This window comes from Mycobacterium sp. E3247, from assembly GCF_001667785.1.
Taxonomy (GTDB): domain Bacteria; phylum Actinomycetota; class Actinomycetes; order Mycobacteriales; family Mycobacteriaceae; genus Mycobacterium.
The window spans coordinates 1-19161 of the sequence record NZ_LZJG01000361.1 but is presented as its reverse complement, the minus strand read 5'-3'; the positions used below and the strand labels follow the sequence as shown (position 1 = coordinate 19161).

21 protein-coding genes are annotated in these 19161 nt (G+C 68.4%); 10 read left to right on the top strand and 11 right to left on the bottom strand.

Translation table 11 applies throughout. The features are described from left to right. Positions 1 to 12: 12 nt before the first annotated feature. The 3 genes from rpsE to rplO are packed head-to-tail and all read left to right on the top strand — an operon-like array spanning position 13 to position 1324. Complete coding sequence (gene rpsE / locus A9X04_RS19870) at positions 13 to 690, top strand: 30S ribosomal protein S5 (RefSeq protein ID WP_067924209.1); 678 nt, start codon at positions 13 to 15, stop codon at positions 688 to 690. Continuing rightward, complete coding sequence (gene rpmD / locus A9X04_RS19865) at positions 687 to 884, top strand: 50S ribosomal protein L30 (RefSeq protein WP_067924208.1); 198 nt, start codon at positions 687 to 689, stop codon at positions 882 to 884. The genes rpsE and rpmD overlap by 4 nt, the downstream gene beginning before the upstream one ends. Then, complete coding sequence (rplO, locus tag A9X04_RS19860; RefSeq protein WP_067924207.1) at positions 881 to 1324, top strand: 50S ribosomal protein L15; 444 nt, start codon at positions 881 to 883, stop codon at positions 1322 to 1324. The genes rpmD and rplO overlap by 4 nt, the downstream gene beginning before the upstream one ends. On the opposite strand, the gene A9X04_RS19855 is transcribed toward rplO, so the two are convergent. Then, complete coding sequence (locus A9X04_RS19855; RefSeq protein WP_255396492.1) at positions 1321 to 1920, bottom strand: TetR/AcrR family transcriptional regulator; 600 nt, start codon at positions 1918 to 1920, stop codon at positions 1321 to 1323. The two genes, rplO and A9X04_RS19855, sit on opposite strands and share 4 nt — an antisense overlap. A gap of 86 nt (positions 1921 to 2006) precedes the next feature. Here A9X04_RS19855 and A9X04_RS19850 point away from each other — a divergent pair, with 86 nt between their 5' ends. Genes A9X04_RS19850 through A9X04_RS19840 form a run of 3 tightly spaced genes read left to right on the top strand, consistent with a single transcriptional unit; the run spans position 2007 to position 6071 of the window. Beyond that, positions 2007 to 3479: an NAD(P)/FAD-dependent oxidoreductase gene (locus A9X04_RS19850; RefSeq protein WP_197509248.1), complete on the top strand. Its 1473-nt coding sequence runs from the start codon at positions 2007 to 2009 to the stop codon at positions 3477 to 3479. Then, positions 3382 to 4434, top strand: coding sequence for an alpha/beta hydrolase (locus tag A9X04_RS19845; protein WP_231985769.1), 1053 nt, complete (start codon positions 3382 to 3384; stop codon positions 4432 to 4434). The genes A9X04_RS19850 and A9X04_RS19845 overlap by 98 nt, the downstream gene beginning before the upstream one ends. Then, the gene (locus tag A9X04_RS19840; RefSeq protein ID WP_082975115.1) at positions 4431 to 6071 is read left to right on the top strand and encodes a GMC family oxidoreductase; all 1641 of its coding nucleotides are present in this window, start codon (positions 4431 to 4433) and stop codon (positions 6069 to 6071) included. The genes A9X04_RS19845 and A9X04_RS19840 overlap by 4 nt, the downstream gene beginning before the upstream one ends. Here A9X04_RS19840 and A9X04_RS19835 read toward each other — a convergent pair. Continuing rightward, positions 6068 to 6994 (bottom strand): LLM class flavin-dependent oxidoreductase, encoded by a 927-nt coding sequence (locus A9X04_RS19835; RefSeq protein WP_067924203.1) that lies wholly within the window; start codon positions 6992 to 6994, stop codon positions 6068 to 6070. The genes A9X04_RS19840 and A9X04_RS19835 overlap by 4 nt on opposite strands. A 39-nt stretch (positions 6995 to 7033) precedes the next feature. Between A9X04_RS19835 and sppA the strand changes: the two genes are divergently transcribed. Further along, positions 7034 to 8806 (top strand): signal peptide peptidase SppA, encoded by a 1773-nt coding sequence (gene sppA / locus A9X04_RS19830; RefSeq protein WP_067924202.1) that lies wholly within the window; start codon positions 7034 to 7036, stop codon positions 8804 to 8806. Between the two features lie 4 nt (positions 8807 to 8810). Here the strand turns inward: sppA and A9X04_RS19825 are convergent, their stop codons facing one another. From A9X04_RS19825 to A9X04_RS19805, 5 genes are all read right to left on the bottom strand, one after another. Next, the gene (locus tag A9X04_RS19825; RefSeq protein ID WP_067924201.1) at positions 8811 to 9725 is read right to left on the bottom strand and encodes a class I SAM-dependent methyltransferase; all 915 of its coding nucleotides are present in this window, start codon (positions 9723 to 9725) and stop codon (positions 8811 to 8813) included. A gap of 22 nt (positions 9726 to 9747) precedes the next feature. Further along, positions 9748 to 10662 carry a class I SAM-dependent methyltransferase gene (locus tag A9X04_RS19820; RefSeq protein WP_067924199.1) on the bottom strand — a complete coding sequence of 305 codons (915 nt, stop codon included), beginning with the start codon at positions 10660 to 10662 and terminating at the stop codon, positions 9748 to 9750. Further along, positions 10659 to 11624, bottom strand: a complete 966-nt coding sequence (locus A9X04_RS19815) for a class I SAM-dependent methyltransferase (protein ID WP_067924196.1) — start codon at positions 11622 to 11624, stop codon at positions 10659 to 10661. The genes A9X04_RS19820 and A9X04_RS19815 overlap by 4 nt, the downstream gene beginning before the upstream one ends. A gap of 118 nt (positions 11625 to 11742) precedes the next feature. Then, the gene (locus tag A9X04_RS19810; RefSeq protein ID WP_067924195.1) at positions 11743 to 12777 is read right to left on the bottom strand and encodes a dihydrodipicolinate reductase; all 1035 of its coding nucleotides are present in this window, start codon (positions 12775 to 12777) and stop codon (positions 11743 to 11745) included. A gap of 22 nt (positions 12778 to 12799) precedes the next feature. Further along, entirely contained in the window at positions 12800 to 13438 is a 639-nt protein-coding gene (locus tag A9X04_RS19805) for a class I SAM-dependent methyltransferase (RefSeq protein WP_369828981.1), read from the bottom strand. Between the two features lie 74 nt (positions 13439 to 13512). On the opposite strand from A9X04_RS19805, the gene A9X04_RS19800 reads away from it, so the two are divergent. Then, the gene (locus tag A9X04_RS19800) at positions 13513 to 14364 is read left to right on the top strand and encodes an AraC family transcriptional regulator (protein ID WP_067924190.1); all 852 of its coding nucleotides are present in this window, start codon (positions 13513 to 13515) and stop codon (positions 14362 to 14364) included. On the opposite strand, the gene A9X04_RS19795 is transcribed toward A9X04_RS19800, so the two are convergent. Then, the gene (locus tag A9X04_RS19795; protein ID WP_067924189.1) at positions 14357 to 14962 is read right to left on the bottom strand and encodes a TetR/AcrR family transcriptional regulator; all 606 of its coding nucleotides are present in this window, start codon (positions 14960 to 14962) and stop codon (positions 14357 to 14359) included. The two genes, A9X04_RS19800 and A9X04_RS19795, sit on opposite strands and share 8 nt — an antisense overlap. A gap of 87 nt (positions 14963 to 15049) precedes the next feature. Between A9X04_RS19795 and A9X04_RS19790 the strand changes: the two genes are divergently transcribed. After that, entirely contained in the window at positions 15050 to 15907 is an 858-nt protein-coding gene (locus tag A9X04_RS19790; protein ID WP_067924188.1) for an SDR family oxidoreductase, read from the top strand. A gap of 3 nt (positions 15908 to 15910) precedes the next feature. Here the strand turns inward: A9X04_RS19790 and A9X04_RS19785 are convergent, their stop codons facing one another. Genes A9X04_RS19785 through A9X04_RS19775 form a run of 3 tightly spaced genes read right to left on the bottom strand, consistent with a single transcriptional unit; the run spans position 15911 to position 18458 of the window. After that, the gene (locus tag A9X04_RS19785; RefSeq protein ID WP_067924186.1) at positions 15911 to 16828 is read right to left on the bottom strand and encodes an MBL fold metallo-hydrolase; all 918 of its coding nucleotides are present in this window, start codon (positions 16826 to 16828) and stop codon (positions 15911 to 15913) included. Further along, a complete protein-coding gene (locus A9X04_RS19780) occupies positions 16828 to 17481 on the bottom strand; it encodes an L-fuculose-phosphate aldolase (RefSeq protein ID WP_067924184.1) in 654 nt (217 codons plus the stop codon). Before A9X04_RS19780 ends, A9X04_RS19785 begins: the two co-directional genes overlap by 1 nt. After that, a complete protein-coding gene (locus tag A9X04_RS19775; protein WP_067924228.1) occupies positions 17478 to 18458 on the bottom strand; it encodes an NAD(P)-dependent oxidoreductase in 981 nt (326 codons plus the stop codon). The genes A9X04_RS19780 and A9X04_RS19775 overlap by 4 nt, the downstream gene beginning before the upstream one ends. Before the next feature lie 30 nt (positions 18459 to 18488). On the opposite strand from A9X04_RS19775, the gene A9X04_RS19770 reads away from it, so the two are divergent. Continuing rightward, positions 18489 to 19161 (top strand): FGGY family carbohydrate kinase (locus A9X04_RS19770; protein ID WP_255396491.1); only part of this gene is annotated, 673 nt, incomplete at its 3' end.

Genomic DNA, 19161 nt, shown 5'->3' with positions numbered 1-19161 from the left:
AAGGACCGCATAATGGCGGAACAGTCGGCCGGCGGGCAAGGCGCCCCAGACAGCCGTGACTCGCGCGGTGACCGCGACAGCCGCGGTCGGCGCGACGGCGACCGCGGCGGCCGTGGCCGCGAGCGCGACGGCGACAAGAGCAACTACCTGGAGCGGGTGGTCGCCATCAACCGCGTCTCCAAGGTGGTCAAGGGCGGTCGGCGCTTCAGTTTCACCGCGTTGGTCATCGTGGGTGACGGCAACGGCATGGTCGGCGTCGGCTACGGCAAGGCCAAGGAAGTTCCGGCCGCCATCGCCAAGGGCGTCGAGGAGGCGCGCAAGGGCTTCTTCCGTGTGCCGCTGATTGGCGGCACCATCACGCACCCCGTCCAGGGTGAAGCGGCCGCCGGCGTGGTGCTGCTGCGCCCGGCGAGCCCCGGTACCGGTGTGATCGCCGGGGGTGCGGCGCGTGCCGTGCTGGAATGCGCCGGGGTGCGCGACATCCTGGCCAAGTCATTGGGCAGCGACAACGCGATCAACGTGGTGCACGCCACCGTCACCGCGCTCAAGCTGCTGCAGCGTCCCGAGGAGGTGGCCGCCCGGCGCGGGCTGCCCATCGAGGATGTCGCCCCCGCCGGAATGCTGAGGGCGCGGCGGGAAAGTGAAGCGCTGGCCGCCAGTGCCGCGCGAGAGGGAACGGCACCGCAATGAGCCAACTGAAGATCACCCAGGTGCGCAGCACCATCGGGGCCCGCTGGAAGCAGCGGGAATCCCTGCGCACCCTGGGCCTGCGACGGATCCGCCACTCGGTGATCCGTGAGGACAACCCACAGACCCGCGGCCTGATCGCGGTGGTCAACCACCTGGTCGTGGTGGAGTCGGCGCCCGAAGGGAAGGCACAGTGACCATCAAGCTGCACGACCTGAAGCCGGCCCCCGGCTCGAAGACCGCCCGGACCCGGGTCGGTCGCGGTGAGGGCTCGAAGGGCAAGACGGCCGGCCGCGGCACCAAGGGCACCAAGGCCCGCAAGAACGTGCCGGCCACCTTCGAGGGTGGGCAGATGCCGATTCACATGCGGCTGCCCAAGCTCAAGGGCTTCCGCAACCGGTTCCGCACCGAGTACGAGATCGTCAACGTCGGCGACATCAACCGGCTGTTCCCGCAGGGCGGCTCCATCGGCGTCGACGACCTGGTGGCTAAAGGCGCTGTCCGCAAGAACGCGTTGGTCAAGGTTCTCGGCGACGGCAAGCTGACCGTCAAGGTCGACCTGACCGCGCACAAGTTCAGCGGCAGCGCCCGCGAGAAGATCACTGCGGCGGGCGGCTCGGCCACCGAACTGTCCTAGCCTGCGGCTTCGTCCGTTTCCTCGATCAGCTCGATTGCCGTGCTGAGCGCCGAATCGGTTGGTGCGGCTCGGTATTGGCTCTCTTCGGGGATGGCGCGGGAGATCACGATCGAGCCCACCATCAACGCGAGGATGCTCCACGCCCGGCGCTGTCTATCGGACCGGCTTCCGTCGAGCAATCCGGCAACCCGGTCCACCGTGGCCCTCATCTTGCGTTCGTAGGCGTCTTTGACGGGAGCTTCGGCGCGCGCAACGTCGGCGCTCAGCGCGGGTATCACACAGCCTCCGGCCGGGTCCAGGCTGTGATCTGCGCTGATGTACTCGCGAAGAAAGCTGATGAGGCGCGTTCGGCCCTCTTCACGTGCCATCGAATCGGTATCCGAGAGGAACGGTTCGCCCAGCTCGGCATCGATGATGGCCTCGAGCATCGCTTCTTTGCCGCGAAAGTTGGAGTAGAACGCGCCCGACGTCACCCCGGCGGCAGCGGCCAACCCGTCCACCCCAATGCCGTTGAAGCCATTAGTTTTCAACGATCGACCACCAGCCTGTAGCAGCGCGCTACGTGCACGCGCCTTCTGATCCGGTGGGTATCTCACCAGTCCTCCTTGACGTTGGCCTAATCATAAGATAGCGTCCGTTATCGTAACGAACGTTATTCTACGCTTCGCGGGTGGAGTGTTTGATGACCAGTGATTCGGCTGCGCGGCATGTGCCGATAGCCATCGTCGGCAGCGGCTTCTCGGGATTGGGCGCCGCGATCCAACTGGACAAGGCGGGGCACCACGATTTCTTGGTGCTCGAGCGTGGTGACGACGTCGGCGGCACCTGGCGTGACAACACCTATCCCGGCGCGGCGTGCGATGTGCCTTCCCATCTCTACTCGTATTCCTTTGCGCCCAACCCGAACTGGACGCGGTGGTTGCCAAGTCGAGCCGAGATCCAGGACTACCTCTGCGGTGTCGCGCGTGACTCCGGTGTCCTCGACCGTCACGTATTTGGGTGTGCGGTCAAAGATGCGGCCTGGAACGACGGGCAGCGGAGATGGGAGCTGCTGACCGACCGGGGTCGGCTCACCTCCGACATGGTGATCTCGGCATTCGGGGCGCTGGCCGAGCCGTCGCTGCCCAACATCCCGGGCGTCAACAGGTTTGACGGCGAGCTGTTCCATTCCGCGCGCTGGAATCACGACCTCGATCTGAGCGGCAAGCGGGTCGCGGTCGTCGGCACCGGCGCCTCGGCGGTCCAAATCGTGCCGGCCATCGCCGACGTCGCCGCCCACATCGATGTCTACCAGCGCACTGCGCCCTGGTTGCTGTCACGGCACGAGCGCCCCTTCCGGCGCGCCGAGCAACGGGCATTCGGCTGTGTCCCCGGCCTCGCGCGCCTGATGCGGGCCGGTATCTATGTGAACCGCGAGGCCCTGATCATCGGCCTGGCGAAGGCGCCCCGGCTGATGATTCCTCTAGAGCTGGCCCTGCGGGCCAAGATCCGCGCCGAAGTCAAAGATCCCGAACTGCGCCGCAAAGTCACTCCCGATTTCCGGCTCGGCTGCAAGCGCATGCTGCTGTCCAACGCCTGGTATCCGACCCTCGGCCGCGATCACGTGGAGCTGATCACCGAAGGTATCCGGGAGGTCGACGGCCACCGCATCATCACCGTTGACGGGGTCGCCCGAGCGACCGACGCCATCGTCCTGGCCACGGGCTTTCACGTCACCGACTCACCCATGTTCGACATCATCCGCGACGCCGACGGCCGCACGTTGGCCCAAACCTGCGCGGACAAAGGGCGGCAGGCCTACAAAGGCACCACCATCGCCGGCTTTCCCAACATGTTCTTCATGCTCGGCCCCAACACCGCGGTTGGCCACACCTCGATGGTGTACATGATCGAATCCCAACTCAATTACATCGTCGACGCCATCGGCACCATGAAAGCCCGCGGCCTCAAGGCCGTTGAGGTGCGACGTGAAGTCCAAGACGTCTACAACGCCAAGCTTCAACGCAAGCTCGCCGGGTCGGTGTGGAACAGCGGCGGGTGCGCCAGCTGGTACCTCGATGCGCACGGCAACAACACCACCCTGTGGCCCGATTTCACCTTTCGCTTCCGCAGCCAAACCAAGCGGTTCGACCTCGACGCCTACACGACCAGCTGACAACTCCGAGAAAGGCACCTTGATGGCAAGCAAGCAGGCAGAACAATTCGCAGAATTCTTGGGCGTGCTGAGCGCACGGTCGTCCAATCCCGATCTCGACCTGGCGACGGTGCGGGACATCATCGAGACGATGCACGTCGCGACCAAAGAACCGGAGGGCGTCACCTACCAAGAGGTGAGCGCAGGCGGCGTGGACGCGCTCTGGTGCATCCCTGCCGATAGCGATCCGGAGGCCGTGCTGCTGCACAGCCATCTGGGTGGCAGCGTCGTCGCCTCAATGCACTCCGATCGCAAGGCCGCGGCGCACGTCGCCTCCGCGGCCGGAGTCCGATCGCTCGTGGTCGACTATCGCCGTTCGCCGGAGCACAAGTTTCCCGCGCAGCTTGATGACGTTCGCAGGGCGTATGACTGGCTCCTGCAACAAGGCTTTCGGCCCGAACGCGTTGCCAGCGTTGGTCACTCGGTGGGCGGCAACCTCGCGACCAGCCTGGCCCTGCGGCTACGTGACGAAGGCGCCGCACTGCCGGCGGCGATCGTGTCGATATCTCCGTGGGTGGACTTGACCCTCACAAACGAGACGATCACCGGCAACGCCGATCGGGATCGGCTGCTTTCACGCCCATTGCTGGAGTTCTTCCGGTCAGCCTGGCTGGACGGAACCGCTGTGGGCTGGAAAGACCCTCGGGTGAACCTGCTCACCGCCGACCTATCGGGGCTGCCACCGATTGCGGTGTACTGGGGAACGGACGAGCTCCTTGCCGGGGAGGCGGCGGAATTCGCCCGTCGTGCCCAGGCGGCCGGCAACGACGTGTTGGCGCGAGCCGTCTCGGACGCTCAGCATTCGTTCATCGTCGCCGCCGGCCGAGTCCCCGAGGTAGACAACGCGATCTCGGAGATCGGCGCGTGGCTCCGGTCCCATCTCAGCCTCGCGACATTGCGGGACGTAGCGAAATGAAGGACGTCACAGACCATTTCATCGAGGTGAACGGTCGCGGGTCCGGCTTCGCCGAGCGGGTGCGCCGCAACCAGCAGAAACTGGCCGCACAGCTGAAGCCGCGCTACGACTTCATCGTCTGCGGATCCGGTTCTGCGGGATCGGTGGTGGCGCGTCGGCTTGCCGAGAACCCCGCCGTCAGCGTGCTACTCCTGGAAGCCGGTGGCGAGGACACCGCGCCGGCCATAATGAGGGCCGACCAATGGCCACTCAACTTGGGCAGTGAACGGGACTGGAACTTCTTCTCGCAGCCCAGTGCGGAACTCAATGGTCGCTCCATTCCGATGTCGATGGGCAAGGTCGTCGGCGGCGGGTCCAGCATCAACGTGATGATCTGGGCGCGCGGGCATAAAAATGACTGGGACTTCTTCGCCGACCAAGCCGGCGATCCGGCGTGGAACTACGAGTCGGTGCTCGAGCTTTATCGTGCCGTCGAGGACTGGCACGGCACACCCGATCCCGACTACCGGGGAACCGGCGGACCGGTCTTCGTTCAACCCGCGCCCGATCCCAATCCGATCGCGCACGCCATGGTAGAGGGCGCGAAATCCGTAGGAATCCCGTCCTTCGAGAACCAGAACGGCCGGATGATGGAGGGGGGTGGCGGCGCGGCGATCGCGGATCTTCGTCTCCGCGACGGTTACCGGCAATCCGTCTTCCGGTCCTACGTCTTTCCCTATATGGACCGGCCGAACCTGACCGTGCTGACCGCTGCGTTGGTGACCCGGTTGATGTTCGACGGTCAACAGGCGACCGGTGTGGAATTCACTCACAACGGCGGCGTGCATCACGTCGGCGCCGCAAGAGAGGTGGTGCTATCGCTCGGTGCGATCAACACCCCCAAAGTGCTGATGCAATCGGGTGTCGGCGACGAGGCCCAACTTCAGCGGCACGGCATCCCCGTCGTGCAGCACCTGCCCGGCGTGGGCAAGAATTTGCAAGACCACGTCGGGTTCGACTGCGTCTGGGAATACCGACAGCCGCTGCCACCCCACAACAATGGCGTCGAGGCAACGTATTTTTGGACCAGCGACCCCGACCTCGACTCGCCCGACCTGCAGACGTGTCAAGCGGAGTTCCCAAAGTCGTCCAGCGCCGAGAACACGGCCAGGTTCCGTCCGCCCGAGACGGGCTGGAATCTGTTCGGCGGCCTGGTGCAACCCAAGAGCCGCGGCGAGATACGGCTGACCGGTGCGAGCCCGCTCGACCCGGTCGAGATCCACGCCAACATCTTGTCTCACCCTGACGATGTGAAGGCGGCGATCGCGTGCGTGGAACTGTGCCGAGCCGTGGCGAACTCAGCTGAGCTGCGCGCGTTCACCAAACGTGAAGTCATGCCGGGCAACCTCAAGGGTGCCGAACTCGAGCGGTTCATCCGCGACGCCGCCTCGAGCTACTGGCACCAAAGCGGATCGGCCAAGATGGGGCAAGACACCATGTCCGTCGTCGACGGCGCACTTAAAGTCTATGGGATAGAACGCCTTCGCATCGCCGACGGCTCCATCATGCCCCGCGTCACCACAGGCAATACTCAGGCGCCCTGCGTCATCATCGGTGAGCGCGCTGCGGCGATGCTGCGAGCCGATCACCACGCCTAGCTCAGCTGCGGAATCACTTCCGCGGCAAGGCGTTCCATCTGTTCGCGGTTCTCGGGTACGTCGACGCCGACCGGATTGAGCAACAGGTACTCGGCGCCGGCGTCGATCACCTCGCGCAGCCCGCGCACCACGTCCTCGGGCGTGCCCGACACCGGCACGTCTTCGACGCCCGGCATTCTGCCGTAGATGCGGCGCAGCCCTTCGAGCACCCGCTCGCGGGCCCGCGCCGCATCGTCGTCGACCATGAGGTAAACGCGTTTGCCGATGGTGAAATGCGCTGCGTCTTTTTGCTGTTCGTCCAGTTCGCGGCGCACCACGGTGACGGCTCCGGCGAACGCCTCGGTGGTCGACGAGCCGGCGCCCAGGAACGAATCGCCGTGGCGCACCGCCCGGGCCAGGGCCTTGGGGGCCAGGCCGCCGAACCAGATGGGCGGATGGGGCCGCTGCAGCGGTTTGGGCTGGATCGGCACGTCGTCGACGTCGCGGAAGTGCCCATGGAAGGTGATCCGTGGTTCGTCGGACCAGGCGGCCTTCATCAGCTCCAGGCCCTCGGTGAAATACGAGATGTACGTGGACTTTTCGACGCCGAACGCGGCGAACCTGCGGAAGCCGCCGCCGGTGCCGACGCCGACGTCCAGCCGGCCGTGGCTGAGTCGGTCGACTGCGGTGACGGACGAGGCCAGCTGCAGCGGGTCGTGCAGTGACGTCACCAGGACGGCCACCCCCAGGCGGAGGCGCTCGGTGCAGGCCGCGCAGTAGGCCAAGAGCTCCAGCGGCGCCAGCAGCGGCGCCTCACCGATGATCTGTTCGAGCACCCAGCCGGCCTCGAAGCCGAGTTCCTCGGCGCGGGCGAGATAGCCGCGCAGCCCCTCGGCGTCGAACCGGTCGTAGTCGAATTGGGGGATGGCGATGGCGAACCTCACCCCACCACCGTACGGCGGCGCTGTCGGTACGCTGCAAACATGTTCGCCTTCCTGCCCTCGATTCCCGGGGTCGACGACGTACGCGCGCTGGCCGAGCGAGTCGACACCGCCCGCCACCACGGCGTCCCCAACGGCTGCGTGCTCGAGCTCGACCTGCGTTCGGCGCCGCCGGAGGCCACGGGGTTCGACCCGCTGGCGATCTTCACCGGCGGGCGGCCGATGGCGCTGCGCGACGCGGTCGCCGCCATCCACCGCGCGGCCGAGGACGCGCGGGTCGCCGGGCTGATCGCCCGGGTGCAGCTTGCGGCGTCGCCGCCGGCGGCGGTGCAGGAACTGCGGGAGGCCATCACGGCGTTCAGCGCCGCCAAGCCGTCGCTGGCCTGGGCCGAAACCTACCCGGGCACGCTGTCCTACTACCTGGCCTCGGCGTTCGGCGAGGTCTGGATGCAGCCCTCGGGAAGCGTCGGGCTGATCGGCTTCGCCAGCAACGCCACCTTCCTGCGCGACGCGTTCGACAAGGCGGGCATCGAACCCCAGTTCGTCGCGCGCGGCCAATACAAGTCGTGGGCAAACCGTTTCACCGAACACGGCTTCACCGCGGCCCACCGCGAGGCCGTCACCCGGATGCTGGAAAGCCTGCAGGAGGAGGTCTGGCGGGCGATCGCCGATTCGCGCAAGCTCGACCCCGCGACGCTCGACGCGCTGGCCGACCGCGCCCCGCTGCTGCGCGACGACGCCGTGGCCGCCGGCCTGCTCGACCGGATCGGATTCCGCGACGAGGCATACGCGCGCATCGCGGAAATGGTTGGCGTGAAAGATGTTTCGGATGACACCGACCCGCCGCGGCTGTACCTGACGCGCTACGCCGGTGCGGCCCGCCCGCGGCTGACGCCGCCCAAACCGCCGGTTCCGGGCCGGCGGCCCAAGCCGACCCTGGCCGTCATCACCCTCGACGGCATGATCGTCGACGGGCGCGGTGGTCCCGGGTTCCTGCCGTTCGGCGCCACCACCGCCGGCGGTGACACCATGGGGGCGGCGCTGCGGGAGGCGGCCGCCGACGAGTCGGTGTCCGCGATCGTGCTGCGTGTCAACAGTCCCGGCGGCACGATCACCGCGTCGGAAAGCATCTGGCGCGAGGTGACCAGGGCGCGGAAGCGTGGCAAGCCGGTGGTGGCCTCCATGGGTGCGGTCGCCGCTTCCGGCGGTTACTACGTCTCGATGGGGGCCGACGTGATCATCGCCAACCCGGCGACCGTCACCGGGTCGATCGGGGTGATCACCGGCAAGCTGGTGATCCGAGATCTGTTGGAGCGGTTGGGGGTGGGGTCGGATACCGTGCGCACCAACGCCAACGCCGACGCGTGGTCGATCGACGCGCCCTTCACACCGGAGCAGCAGGCCCACAGGGAAGCCGAGGCGGACCTGTTCTACGCGGACTTCGTGCGGCGCGTCGCCGAAGCGCGAAACCTGACCGCCGAAGCCGTCGATCGCGTTGCGCAGGGACGAATCTGGACCGGCGCCGACGCCCTCAAGCACGGGCTGGTCGACGAGCTCGGCGGCTTCCGCACCGCGGTGCGCCGGGCGAAGGTGCTGGCCGGCCTTGACGTGGACGGCGAAGTGCGCGTCGTCAGCTATCCGGGCTCCTCGCTGCTGGACATGGTGCGCCCCCGGGCCTCGTCGCAACCGGCCGCCGCGTCGTTGCCGGACGCACTGGCCGCCCTGCTCGGACACACGGTCGGCGGCATCCTGGACAACGTCGAACAGTCGCTGGGCGGCGCCACGGTGTTGTGGCCGGGGCAGTCGCGGTTCTGAGGACCTAGGCGGTGAGCCCGCCGCTGATGAAGATGATCTCGCCGAGCGGGTCGTCGTTTTCCGGGGCGGGCGCCTCGATGCCCTGGCGCGCGAACAGCTCGGTGCGGGTCGTGCCTTCGACGGCCCAGTGCTTGGACCGCAGGTAGTCCACGACGTGGTTGCGTTCGCCGGCGTAGACCAGCGATGCCATGTCGATGTCCACGCCGTGCTCGCGGAAGGAACCCGACATCTCCCGCACCTTGTCGGCATCGAAATCGACGATGCCGGGTACGAATTCGGTGGCGATCGTGCTGCCGGGGACGCTGAGCGCGGTGATGTTGTCGAACAGCCGGTCCTGGGCCTCCGGGGGCAGATAGATCAGTAGACCCTCGGCCAGCCACGCGGTCGGGGCGGTGGTGTCGAATCCGGCCGCCTTCAGCGCGGCCGGCCAGTCGGCGCGCAGATCGATCGGCACGGTGCGCCGCGTCGCCGTCGGTTCGGCGCCGATGCCGGCCAACGTGGTGGTCTTGAACTCGATCACGCGGGGCTGGTCGATCTCGTAGACCACCGTGCCGTCCGGCCACGGCAACCGGTACGCGCGCGAGTCCAGCCCGGAGGCCAGGATCACCACCTGCCGGATTCCGTGCGCCGTCGCCTTGACGAAGTAGTCGTCGAAGTACTTGGTGCGCACAGCCATTCCGTCGACCATGGCCTGCACGCGGACCAGCGAAGCGTTCTCGATCGCGTCCAGGTCGAGCTCGCCGTCCATCATCTTGGTGAAGAAGTCCACCCCCACCGCGCGCACCAGCGGTTCGGCGAACGGGTCGTGGATCAGGCCGCGGGGATCCCTCGTCGCCATGGCGCGCCCGGCGGCCACCATGGTCGCCGTCGCGCCCACACTGGACGCCAGGTCCCACTCGTCGTCGTGAGCGCGTGACATAGGCGAAACCCTAGTCAATCCGCTACGCCAGTGTCGCGGCGACGTAACTCAACTCGCCGAAGGTGGCCGACATCTCGTCCTCGGGGAATTCAAACCCGTTCTGGGCGTACAACTCCCGGGCCGGATGTGCGGTCACCCGCCAGCCCTGGCCGGTCAAGTAGTCGGCGACGACGTTGCGTTCCCCGCGGTAGAACAGGTCGGCCGCGTTGAGGTTGAAGCCGAAGCGCTGCCACCGTTCGCTGATGCGCTGCAACCGCTCGTCGGAGAACGCGTTGGGGTCGGGCACGTGCTCGGTGGCCAGCCGGCTGCCCGGGGCGCTGAGCGCGGTGATGTTGTCGAACAGCCGGTCCTGGGCCTCGGGCGGGAGGTAGGGGAGCAGCCCTTCCGCGCTCCACGCGGTCGGCTGCGTCACGTCGAACCCGCCTTCGCGCAACGCGGCCGGCCAGTCGTCGCGCAGATCGATGGCGATCGCGCGGCGCTCGGCGGTCGGGGCGGCGCCGAGCCCGGCCAGCGTGTCGGTCTTGAACGCGATGACCTGCGGCTGGTCGATCTCGTAGACGACGGTGCCCGCCGGCCACGTCAGGCGGTAGGCGCGGGTGTCCAGGCCGGAGGCCAGGATCACCGCCTGTCGCACACCGTCTTTGGTGGCGCCGGTGAAGAAGTCATCGAAAAAGCGGGTGCGAACCGTGATCTGCTCGGCCCGGGCCTTGCGGTTGAACAGCGGGTCGTCCTCGAAATCGACCTGCCCGTCCACGATGCGGATGAAGGGCTCCAGGCCGACGGCGCGGACCAGCGGCTCGGCCAGCGGGTCGTCGAGCAGCGCATCGGGGCCCTGCGACGCCACCGCGCGGGAGGCCGCCACCATGGTGGCCGTCGCTCCCACGCTGTGCCCGGGGCCCCAACTGTCGCCTTCTGTGCGTCCCGATTCCACAGTCATGCAATGGCTCCTGTTTCTTCGTCCAACGTGCCGCTGACGTAAAGCACTTCACCCATGCGCATGTCGTCGTCCTTGAGCGGCGGAAGCCCGTTGGCCGACAACAACTCCCGGATGCTGACGCCGTTCAGCGCCCAGCCCTGGTCGCGCAGGTAGGGGGCCGCCTCGTTGCGTTCCCCGAAGTAGACCAGCCCCGCCATGTCGAGGTCGAAGCCGTGCGCACGCCAGCGTTCGGAGATCTGCTGCATGCGCTCCTTCATCTTGTGCTCGTCGCCGGGCTCGGGGCTGGGCGCGCTCTCGACGGCCAACCGGCTGCCCGGTGCGCTGAGTTCGGTGATGGTGTCCAGCAGTCGGTCCTGCGCCTCCGGCGGCAGATAGCCGAGCAGGCCCTCGGCGCTCCAGGCGGCGGGCTGGGCCGGGTCGAAGCCGGCGGCCCGCAGCGCGGCGGGCCAGTCGTCACGCAGGTCGATGGCCACCACGCGCCGCTCGGCGGTCGGCGTGGCGCCCAGTTCGGCCAGGGTGCGCGACTTGAAGTCGATGACCTGCGGCTGGTCGACCTCGTACACGACGGTCCCGGCGGGCCACGCCAGCCGGTAGGCGCGGGCGTCCAGCCCCGAGGCCAGAATCACCGCCTGCGTGATTCCCGCGCGCGTCGCGTTCAGAAAGAATTCGTCGAAGAACTTCGTGCGCACCGCCATGTTGTCGGCCATCCGGGACATCGCGCCGGCGGACCCCGTCGCGCCGTCGTGCGCGTCGTTGAGCTCGTCCGGGCTCACTTCGCCGGTCGCCAGCCGGGTGAGCAGGTCCACGCCGACGGCCCGCACCAGCGGCTCGGCGAACGGGTCGTTGATCAGCGGACGCTCGGCGCGGGTCGCGACGGCGCGGGCGGCGGCGACCATCGTCGCGGTCACCCCGACGCTGGATGCCAGGTCCCAGGTGTCGCCCTCGTACCTGGTGGAAGTCATGCTCGCCCCGTTCAGAAGTAGTTAGGCTAATATTTAGCCGATATAACAAGCTGCCACCACTGTACGCTTCCGCCGGTCGGCGGCAACCGGGCTGACGGCCCCCTGAACGCGACCAGCGTTAGAGCAGGGCGCCCCGGGATCCGGTGACGGGCAGATCGATCGGCGTGATGACGCCCGGTTGCGCGTCGCAGAGGAACGGTATGGCGTTGACCGCCGCGACGGCGGTGCTGTCCATCAACACGGTCATCACGTCCTCGCCGGGTTTGCCGAACCGGATCGTCGCGTCCACGCGCGGCTCGCCTTCGATCACCACGCTGAAACCCTTGGGGTCGGTCCATCGCGGGTCCAGCGCGTCGTCGCTCATGGTCCAGCAGATGGCGAGCTCGACCACCGGACGGCCCCCGCGGTAGCCGCGATAGGTGCGGCGCTGGCCCCCGGCGGTGCCGGCGGCGTATTTCACCCAGCCCAGATCCAGATCCCGGGTCAGCACCGCGGGCTCGACCAATGCCTCCTTGGAGTCGAGCTCGGTGCCCAGCATGGTGGCGATCATGTCCAGCGTCTCGAAGTAGCCGAGGCCGTATCGTTGCGTCGCCGGGTCGAGGTGCGTCACCCGCTCGCGCGGTGGCTTGCCGAATCCGAGCACCTTCCAGACGTCCTGTATGGGATAGGTTGTGCAGTCCAACGTTTCGACGAGTTTGACGCTGTGCACCCGTCGGCACGCGCCGGTGAGGAACCCGGCGACGACGTTGATGAAGCCGGGCTCGAATCCCGTCCCCAGGAAGGTCGCGTTGCCCCGTCGGGCCGCCTCCTCGAGGGCCGGGCGTTCAACCGGGTGGTGGGTGCCGGTCAGGAAATCCCCGGTGGTGACCACGTTGATGCCGCGGCGCAGCATCCTTTCCACCAGTTCGTAGTCGATGGCGCGCGGCATGTAGTTCACGCAGTCCGGGGCCAAGTCGAGCAGCGCGTCGACGTCGCCCGTCGCGGTGACGCCGGTCGGGGGCCGGTCCGCGAGCACCCCCGCGTCGCGCCCCACTTTCCCCGCCCCATGCGCGTGCACGCCCACCACCTCGAAGTCGTCGCGGTCGAGCAGGATGCCGAGCGCTCGCTTCCCGATGTTGCCGGTGGACCACTGAACCACGCGGTAGGGGGCCATGGCACCAACCGTAACCGGCGGCCTAGGCGGGGCGGGTGGCGCGATAGTAATTCAATTGTCCGAGGATGCGGTGCCGCGTCGATGCGACCTCGGTGCACTCGAACCCCGCCCCACGCAGCAGTCGCGGGATCGCGTCGCCGAGGTTGGCTGCCGCGTGGTGGTTGCGCCTGATTCGCCGCGCCAGCAGGCCGTGGTCGTCGGTCATGTCGCCGCCGATGTCGACCAGGTGCAGCCGGCCGCCGGGGCGAAGGACCCGGAAAACCTCGGCCGCCGCAGCGTTTTTCGCGTCGTCAGCGATGTGGTGCAGCATCATCGACGACAGCACCCGGTCGAATTCGCCGTCGGCGTAGGGGAGCCGTTCGGCGTAGCCCTGCTCGAAGCGGATCCCGACCGCCTTTCGTTTCGCCCGGTCCAGCGCGCGCGGGTCGGGATCGCATCCGATCACCTCCAGGTGGGGATGGGAACGTTTCGCCCGAATGATGAGATTGCCTGTGCCGCAGCCGATTTCCAGGACATGGCGGCAGTCGTCGAGTTCGGCCTGCGCGAGGAGCGCGTCGTGGACCCTTCTCATGCCGAGCAGGCGCGATATCAGGTCGTAGGTCGGCAGCAGCGCGTCATGGCCGGCGGCGGGTAGATAGTCATGTGGATGATGTTTCGTCACATAATCCATGGTGAACCGCTGGCAAGGTCAAGAATTGGTCGATCCTCGGTCAAAGTAGGACTATTTTTGGCGATATGACGCGACCGGCTCGGATGGTTCGTCAGCGCGCCGGGGTGCCGGTCTATGCATACCGGACCGATCCGGATACGCCCCCGGTCGCGGTGGTGCGGTCCGGCCCCGAGGATTTCGTCGACCGCGGTCGCCACATCCACGACTTCCCGGCGCTCTGGTACCTCCCGTCGCCCTCGCTCGTCTACGTGGCGGCCGCGGGTGAGGTGCTCGACCCCGGCCGCCTGGAAGACCTCGACGACGGTGTCGCGGTGTTCTTCGACCCCGCCGCCCTGGGCGAGGACGGGCGATCGCCCTGGCCGGCGTGGCGAGGACACCCGCTGCTGTTCCCGTTCCTGCACGGGCACACCGGCGGCATCCTGCGGCTGCAGGTGCCGGCCGCGCGGCGACCGGCATGGGACGCCGCGATCCGGTCGATCGAAGCCGAGCTGCTCGCGCGGCAGGACGGCTATCGGCAGGCCGCGCTGGCGCATCTGACGCTGCTGTTGATCGACCTCGCGCGGCTGGCGGGCCCGGCGGTGGCCGAGCTGCGCCGCGCGGGCGAGCCGCTGCTGGCCGAGGTATTCGATTCGATCGACCGGCGTCACGCCGAGCCGTTGTCGCTGCGCGACGTTGCGGGCGAACTCGGCGTGACACCCGGACACCTGACCACCGTCGTGCGGCGCCGCACCGGGCGCACCGTCGGCGAGTGGATCACCGACCGTCGCATGGCCGCGGCCCGCGGGTTGCTCGCCGAAACCGGCCTGCCCATCCGGGAGGTCGCCCGGCGGGTCGGAATGTCCGATCCCGGCTATTTCAGCCGGCTGTTCAGCCGGGCGCACGGCGTCTCGCCCCGCCGGTGGCGAGACGCTACGTAGTGGGGAGATTGCCCACGCCGCGCATCGTGATATCGATGGCGTGTTCAACCGCGGCGCGCAGTTGTGCAGTCGTGCCGCCGCCTTGCAGGCAGACGAGTGCCGCGGCGATCGCGGCCCCCATGACCGAGCCGACGACGGCGGCAGCGGCCGCCGGGTCGAGCACGTCGGAATAGGCGCCATGGAGCGCCCCGGCCAATCGGGTCTCGGCCAGGAAGTATCGGTGCAGGGTGGCCGCTTGGACGGCGGGTACCGACAGGATCATCGGCAACCGCACCGCGGTCAGGCCGCCCTCGACTTCCTCGGTGAGGGCATCGGCCAACATGTGTTGCATCGCTGCCAGGAGGACATCGGCCAATCGATCATCGGATCCGCGCTGATCGATGAGCGCCACCGCGGTGTCGATCCGGCGGGCGAGGTGGGGGAAGAGGACCTCATCCTTGCTCGCGAAGTAATTGAAGAACGTCTTTGTGGACACACCTGCGGCCGAAGCGATTTCGGCGACCGTGGTCTGCTCGTAACCCTTCTCCTCGAACAGTCGCATCGCCGCGCCGATCAGCTCCTGCCTAGTCTGCCGTCGCTTGCGTTCCCGCAGGGTCATCTCGCTTGCCGTCGCGACTCCTTCCAAAAACTTATATCAAGAGTAATATTATAGCGAGTGTAGTAATGCATCGGAGGGGCCCCGGCCATGCAACGGTTCACGAACTTCGAGGACGCCGTGGCGATCGTCACCGGCGGCGGAATGGGTCTGGGCGAAGCTTTATGCGAGGAACTCGGGCGCCGAGGCGCGACGGTCGTGGTCGCCGACATCGACGGCGACGCAGCACGTCAGGTGGCCCAGCGCCTGGCGCAGGCCGGCACATCGGCTGTGGCCGTGCCCGTCGACGTGGCCGACCCGATCGCGATGGCGGAGCTGATCGAGAACACCGTCTCCGAATACGGGCGCATCGACTACATGATCAACAACGCCGGCATCGCGATCGGCGGGGATTCGCGAGACCTGTCGATGCAGCAATGGCGTCGTGTGCTCGATGTCGACCTGCTGGGTGTGGTGTACGGGACGGTGCACGCCTACCGGGCAATGGCGCGCCAGGGCCATGGGCACATCATCAACGTTTCCTCGCTGAGCGGGCTGGTTCCCCAGCCGGGCAACGCCGCATACTGCACCAGCAAGCATGGGATCGTCGGCCTTTCGCTCTCCCTGCGGGCTGAGGGAGTCGACCTCGGCGTGAAGGTGAGTGCAGCATGTCCGGGCGACATGAAGACGAAGATCTACGACAACATGGTCGTGGTCAACATGCCGCGCGAGCAGGTGGCGACGTTGAGTCGGCGCACCCACTATCTGATGCCCCAGATGAGCGCTGAGGCCGCGGCCCGTGCGATCCTGCGTGGCGCGGAGCGGAATCGACCGCTGATCGTGTTTCCCGCTGTGGTTCAGGTCATCTGGCACCTGTACCGCCGGTTTCCGGGCCTGTTCTATCGGGTCAACGTCCACCGGATGAGACTGTTCCGCAGACTTCGAGTCAATCAACCCGAAACGCCATAGCCGTCAGAGGGATTCGAAGCCCAACCAGTGGTCGACGTCGAAGCGGTCCTCGTCGGCGCGGATCGTCGCGCCGCCGCAGCCGGGGTAGTGCGCGGGGAGCACGGCCGCTTTCGCCCGGACCGCCTCGGTGAAGACCCGGCGGCGGGTGGCGGCGGCGGCCGGCGCGTCGACGTCGAAGGCGCAGGCGTCGGCGGGTCGACGGAGTTGCAGCGGGCTATGGGTGAGGTCGCCCACGAAGACCGCGGGCTCACCCGCATCCAGCCACAGCACCGAGGAGCCCGGGGTGTGCCCCGGTGCGGGCCGCAGCCGCAGCGACCGGCTGATCTGGTAGTCATCCGACCATCCGACGAGCTGACCCGTTTCCTCGATGGGCGCCACGCTGTCGGCGAACACGAGCCGGTCGCCTTGCTGCTGGGCCGCTTCCTCGTCGGTGCGCGGCGTCCGCCGCGCCGCGGGCCCGTCGGGCGCGAAGAAATGAAAGTCCTTTGCGGGCAACAGGTATCGGGCGTTGGGAAACGTCGGTACCCAGGTGTCGTTGTCGAGCATGGTGTTCCACCCGACGTGGTCGGAGTGGATGTGGGTGTTCACCACCACATCCACGGCGGCGCGGTCGACGCCCGCCGACCGCAGCGCGGCGAGGAAGTCGGTGTTCAGGTGGTCCAAGGGCGGCATGTGCGGGCGCGGGCGGTCGTTGCCGACTCCGGTGTCCACGACGACGGTCAGCCCGTCGACCTCGATCACCCAGCTCTGGATCGCGATGTGCCACTGATCGGTCGAGGGATCGAAGAAGTCCGGCACCAGCAGGTCCGCGTTGTCCCGCCAACCCGACGCCGGGGTGTGCGGGAAAAATCGTGTCCCCAGGTCGAATTGGAGCTCGAGCACCCGCGTCACCCGCGCGTCACCGAACCGGACGGGGCGCATCAGGCGTTCGCGCGCAGGTAGCCGTAGACGCCGGCGAAGTTGCGGTTCACGTCCTCGGGGATGGGCACCGCGCCGCCGAGGGCCCTTGCGCCCCAGACGATCTGGGCGGTGCGCTCCACCAGGGCGGTGATGTGCAGCACCTTGTCCGGCCGCGGACCCACGGCCACCACGCCGTGGTTGGCGATCAACGCGGCGCCCCGGCCGTCGAGCGCCTTGACCGCGTTGGCGCCGACGTCGGGCGTGCCGGACGCGGCGTACTCGGTGCAGCGCACGTCACCGCCGCAGTAGACGGCGAACTCGTCGATGCAGGCCGGAATCGGTTGGTGCGCAACCGCGAACATCGTCGCCCACACCGGATGGCTGTGGATGACGCTGCCGACGTCGTCGAACGCGCGGTAGCAGGCCAGGTGCAGCTGCATCTCCGACGACGGCGAGCGGCCGTCGGCCGCGTGCAACACGGCGCCGTCCGGGTCGACCAGAACAAGGTCGTCGAACTGCATGTCGCGGTAGTCGACCGACGACGGCGTGATGACGATGTTGCCGTCGGGGCGCCGAGCGGAGATGTTGCCGGCGGTGCCCTCGACCAGGCCCCGGCGCAGCATGTCCTTGGCCGCGTCCAGCACCGCGGTCTCGGGGTGGGGGACCGATTTCATGAGGCAAGCACCTCCGGGTTGACGATGTGCGCGGGCGGGTCGCCGGCCAGCAACGCTTCGAGGTCGTCGGCCACCATCTGCGCCTGCCGTGCCTCAGTGTTCCACGTGGCGCCGCCGATGTGGGGCGTCAGCACGACGTTGGGCATGCCGGCGAGCGGGTGATCGGTGGGCAGCCATTCGCCGACGAAGTGGTCCAGTCCGGCGGCCGCCACCTTGCCGCCGCGCAGGGCCTCGACGAGCGCGTCGGTGTCGTGCAGCTGAGCGCGGGCAGTGTTGAGGAAGACCGCGCCGTCGCGCATGGCGGCGAACTGCGGCGCACCGATCATGCCGACGGTGTCGTCGGTGACGGGCGCGTGCAGGGAGACGACGTCCGCCTCACCCAGCAGCTCGTCGAGGCCGTGCCGCGCGTCGTTGTTGTACGGGTCGTGGGCGATGACGCGCATGCCCAGCCCGGTCAGCCGCCACCGGGTGGCGCGGCCGACGGCGCCCAGGCCCACCAACCCGGCGGTGCGCCCGGCGATCTCCCAGCCGCGGAACCGCTGATAGGGAATGGTGCCGTCGCGAAAGATGTTGCCGCTGCGGACATCCGCGTCCGCGGGCAGCAGCCCCCGGGTCGCGGCGAGCAGCAGGGCCACCGTCATCTCGGCGACCGCGTCGGCGTTGCGGCCCGGGGTGTTCAGCACCGGCACACCGGCCGCGGTGGCCCCGGCGATGTCGACGTTGTTGGGGTCCCCGCGGGTCGAGGCGATCACCCGCAGGCCCAGCTCGAACACCGGCCCGGCCACGGAGTCACTTTCCACCACAACGACATCGGCGCGTTCCGCGGCGATGCGTTCGGCCAGTTGCTCGGCGCCGTAGATCCGCAGCGGGGTCTGCTCGATCCAGGGGTCATAGACCACGTCCGCCAGCTCCCGGAGCTTGGTGAACCCCGGCCCCCGCAGGGGCGCGGTCACCAGCGCGCGCGGTCTTGACGTCACGAACCCCAATGCTGGCGTACGGTGACGCCCGTGTCACGCAAAGACGTCACAATCGGCGTCGACGTCGGCAGCACCGCGGTCAAGGCGGTCGCCGCGGACGCCGACGGCCGGGTGACGGCGCGTGCGCGGATCCCGCACCAGCTGCGGGTGCCGGCGCCGAACCGGCTCGAGCACGACGCCGACGAGGCGTGGCGGCGGGGACCGTTGGCGGCGCTGGAACGGCTGGGCGGACCGGACGTCCGCGCGGTGGCCGTGTCGGCGATGGTGCCGTCGCTGACGGCCGTCGATGCCGCGGGCGTGCCGGTGACGCCCGGACTGCTGTACGGCGACGAACGCGGCCGGACGCCGGATCAGGACGCGCAGCCGCTGCCGGCCCTGGGCGAGGCGGCCGAGTTCCTGCGCTGGACCGCGGCGAGGGCGCCGGGTGCGGCCGGCTACTGGCCGGCGCCGGCGGTGGCCAACCACGCGCTGGCCGGCGAGTCGGTGATCGACTTCGCCACCGCCGCGACCGCCTACCCGCTGTTCGACGGGACGCGCTGGAGCCCGGAGGCGTGCGCCGAGCGCGGCGCGCGGCCCGAGCAGATGCCGCGGGTCGAGAGCATGGGGGCCGCCGTGGGGCAGGTGCGCGGCAGCGGCGCCGCGCTGGCGATCGGCGCGATCGACGCGCTCTGCGAGCAGATCGTGGCCGGGGCCGACCGCGAAG

Excerpts from the sequence above, each read along its gene's own strand:
- A9X04_RS19785 (WP_067924186.1), bottom strand. The coding sequence starts at position 16,828 with ATGCGCCCCGTCCGGTTCGGTGACGCGCGGGTGACGCGGGTGCTCGAG.
- A9X04_RS19810 (WP_067924195.1), bottom strand. The coding sequence starts at position 12,777 with ATGGCCCCCTACCGCGTGGTTCAGTGGTCCACCGGCAACATCGGGAAG.
- rpmD (WP_067924208.1), top strand. The coding sequence starts at position 687 with ATGAGCCAACTGAAGATCACCCAGGTGCGCAGCACCATCGGGGCCCGC.
- A9X04_RS19845 (WP_231985769.1), top strand. The coding sequence starts at position 3,382 with ATGCGCACGGCAACAACACCACCCTGTGGCCCGATTTCACCTTTCGCT.
- A9X04_RS19795 (WP_067924189.1), bottom strand. The coding sequence starts at position 14,962 with ATGACCCTGCGGGAACGCAAGCGACGGCAGACTAGGCAGGAGCTGATC.
- A9X04_RS19780 (WP_067924184.1), bottom strand. The coding sequence starts at position 17,481 with ATGAAATCGGTCCCCCACCCCGAGACCGCGGTGCTGGACGCGGCCAAG.
- A9X04_RS19815 (WP_067924196.1), bottom strand. The coding sequence starts at position 11,624 with ATGACTTCCACCAGGTACGAGGGCGACACCTGGGACCTGGCATCCAGC.
- A9X04_RS19840 (WP_082975115.1), top strand. The coding sequence starts at position 4,431 with ATGAAGGACGTCACAGACCATTTCATCGAGGTGAACGGTCGCGGGTCC.
- A9X04_RS19850 (WP_197509248.1), top strand. The coding sequence starts at position 2,007 with ATGACCAGTGATTCGGCTGCGCGGCATGTGCCGATAGCCATCGTCGGC.
- sppA (WP_067924202.1), top strand. The coding sequence starts at position 7,034 with ATGTTCGCCTTCCTGCCCTCGATTCCCGGGGTCGACGACGTACGCGCG.
- rpsE (WP_067924209.1), top strand. The coding sequence starts at position 13 with ATGGCGGAACAGTCGGCCGGCGGGCAAGGCGCCCCAGACAGCCGTGAC.
- A9X04_RS19790 (WP_067924188.1), top strand. The coding sequence starts at position 15,050 with ATGCAACGGTTCACGAACTTCGAGGACGCCGTGGCGATCGTCACCGGC.
- A9X04_RS19825 (WP_067924201.1), bottom strand. The coding sequence starts at position 9,725 with ATGTCACGCGCTCACGACGACGAGTGGGACCTGGCGTCCAGTGTGGGC.
- A9X04_RS19820 (WP_067924199.1), bottom strand. The coding sequence starts at position 10,662 with ATGACTGTGGAATCGGGACGCACAGAAGGCGACAGTTGGGGCCCCGGG.
- A9X04_RS19800 (WP_067924190.1), top strand. The coding sequence starts at position 13,513 with ATGACGCGACCGGCTCGGATGGTTCGTCAGCGCGCCGGGGTGCCGGTC.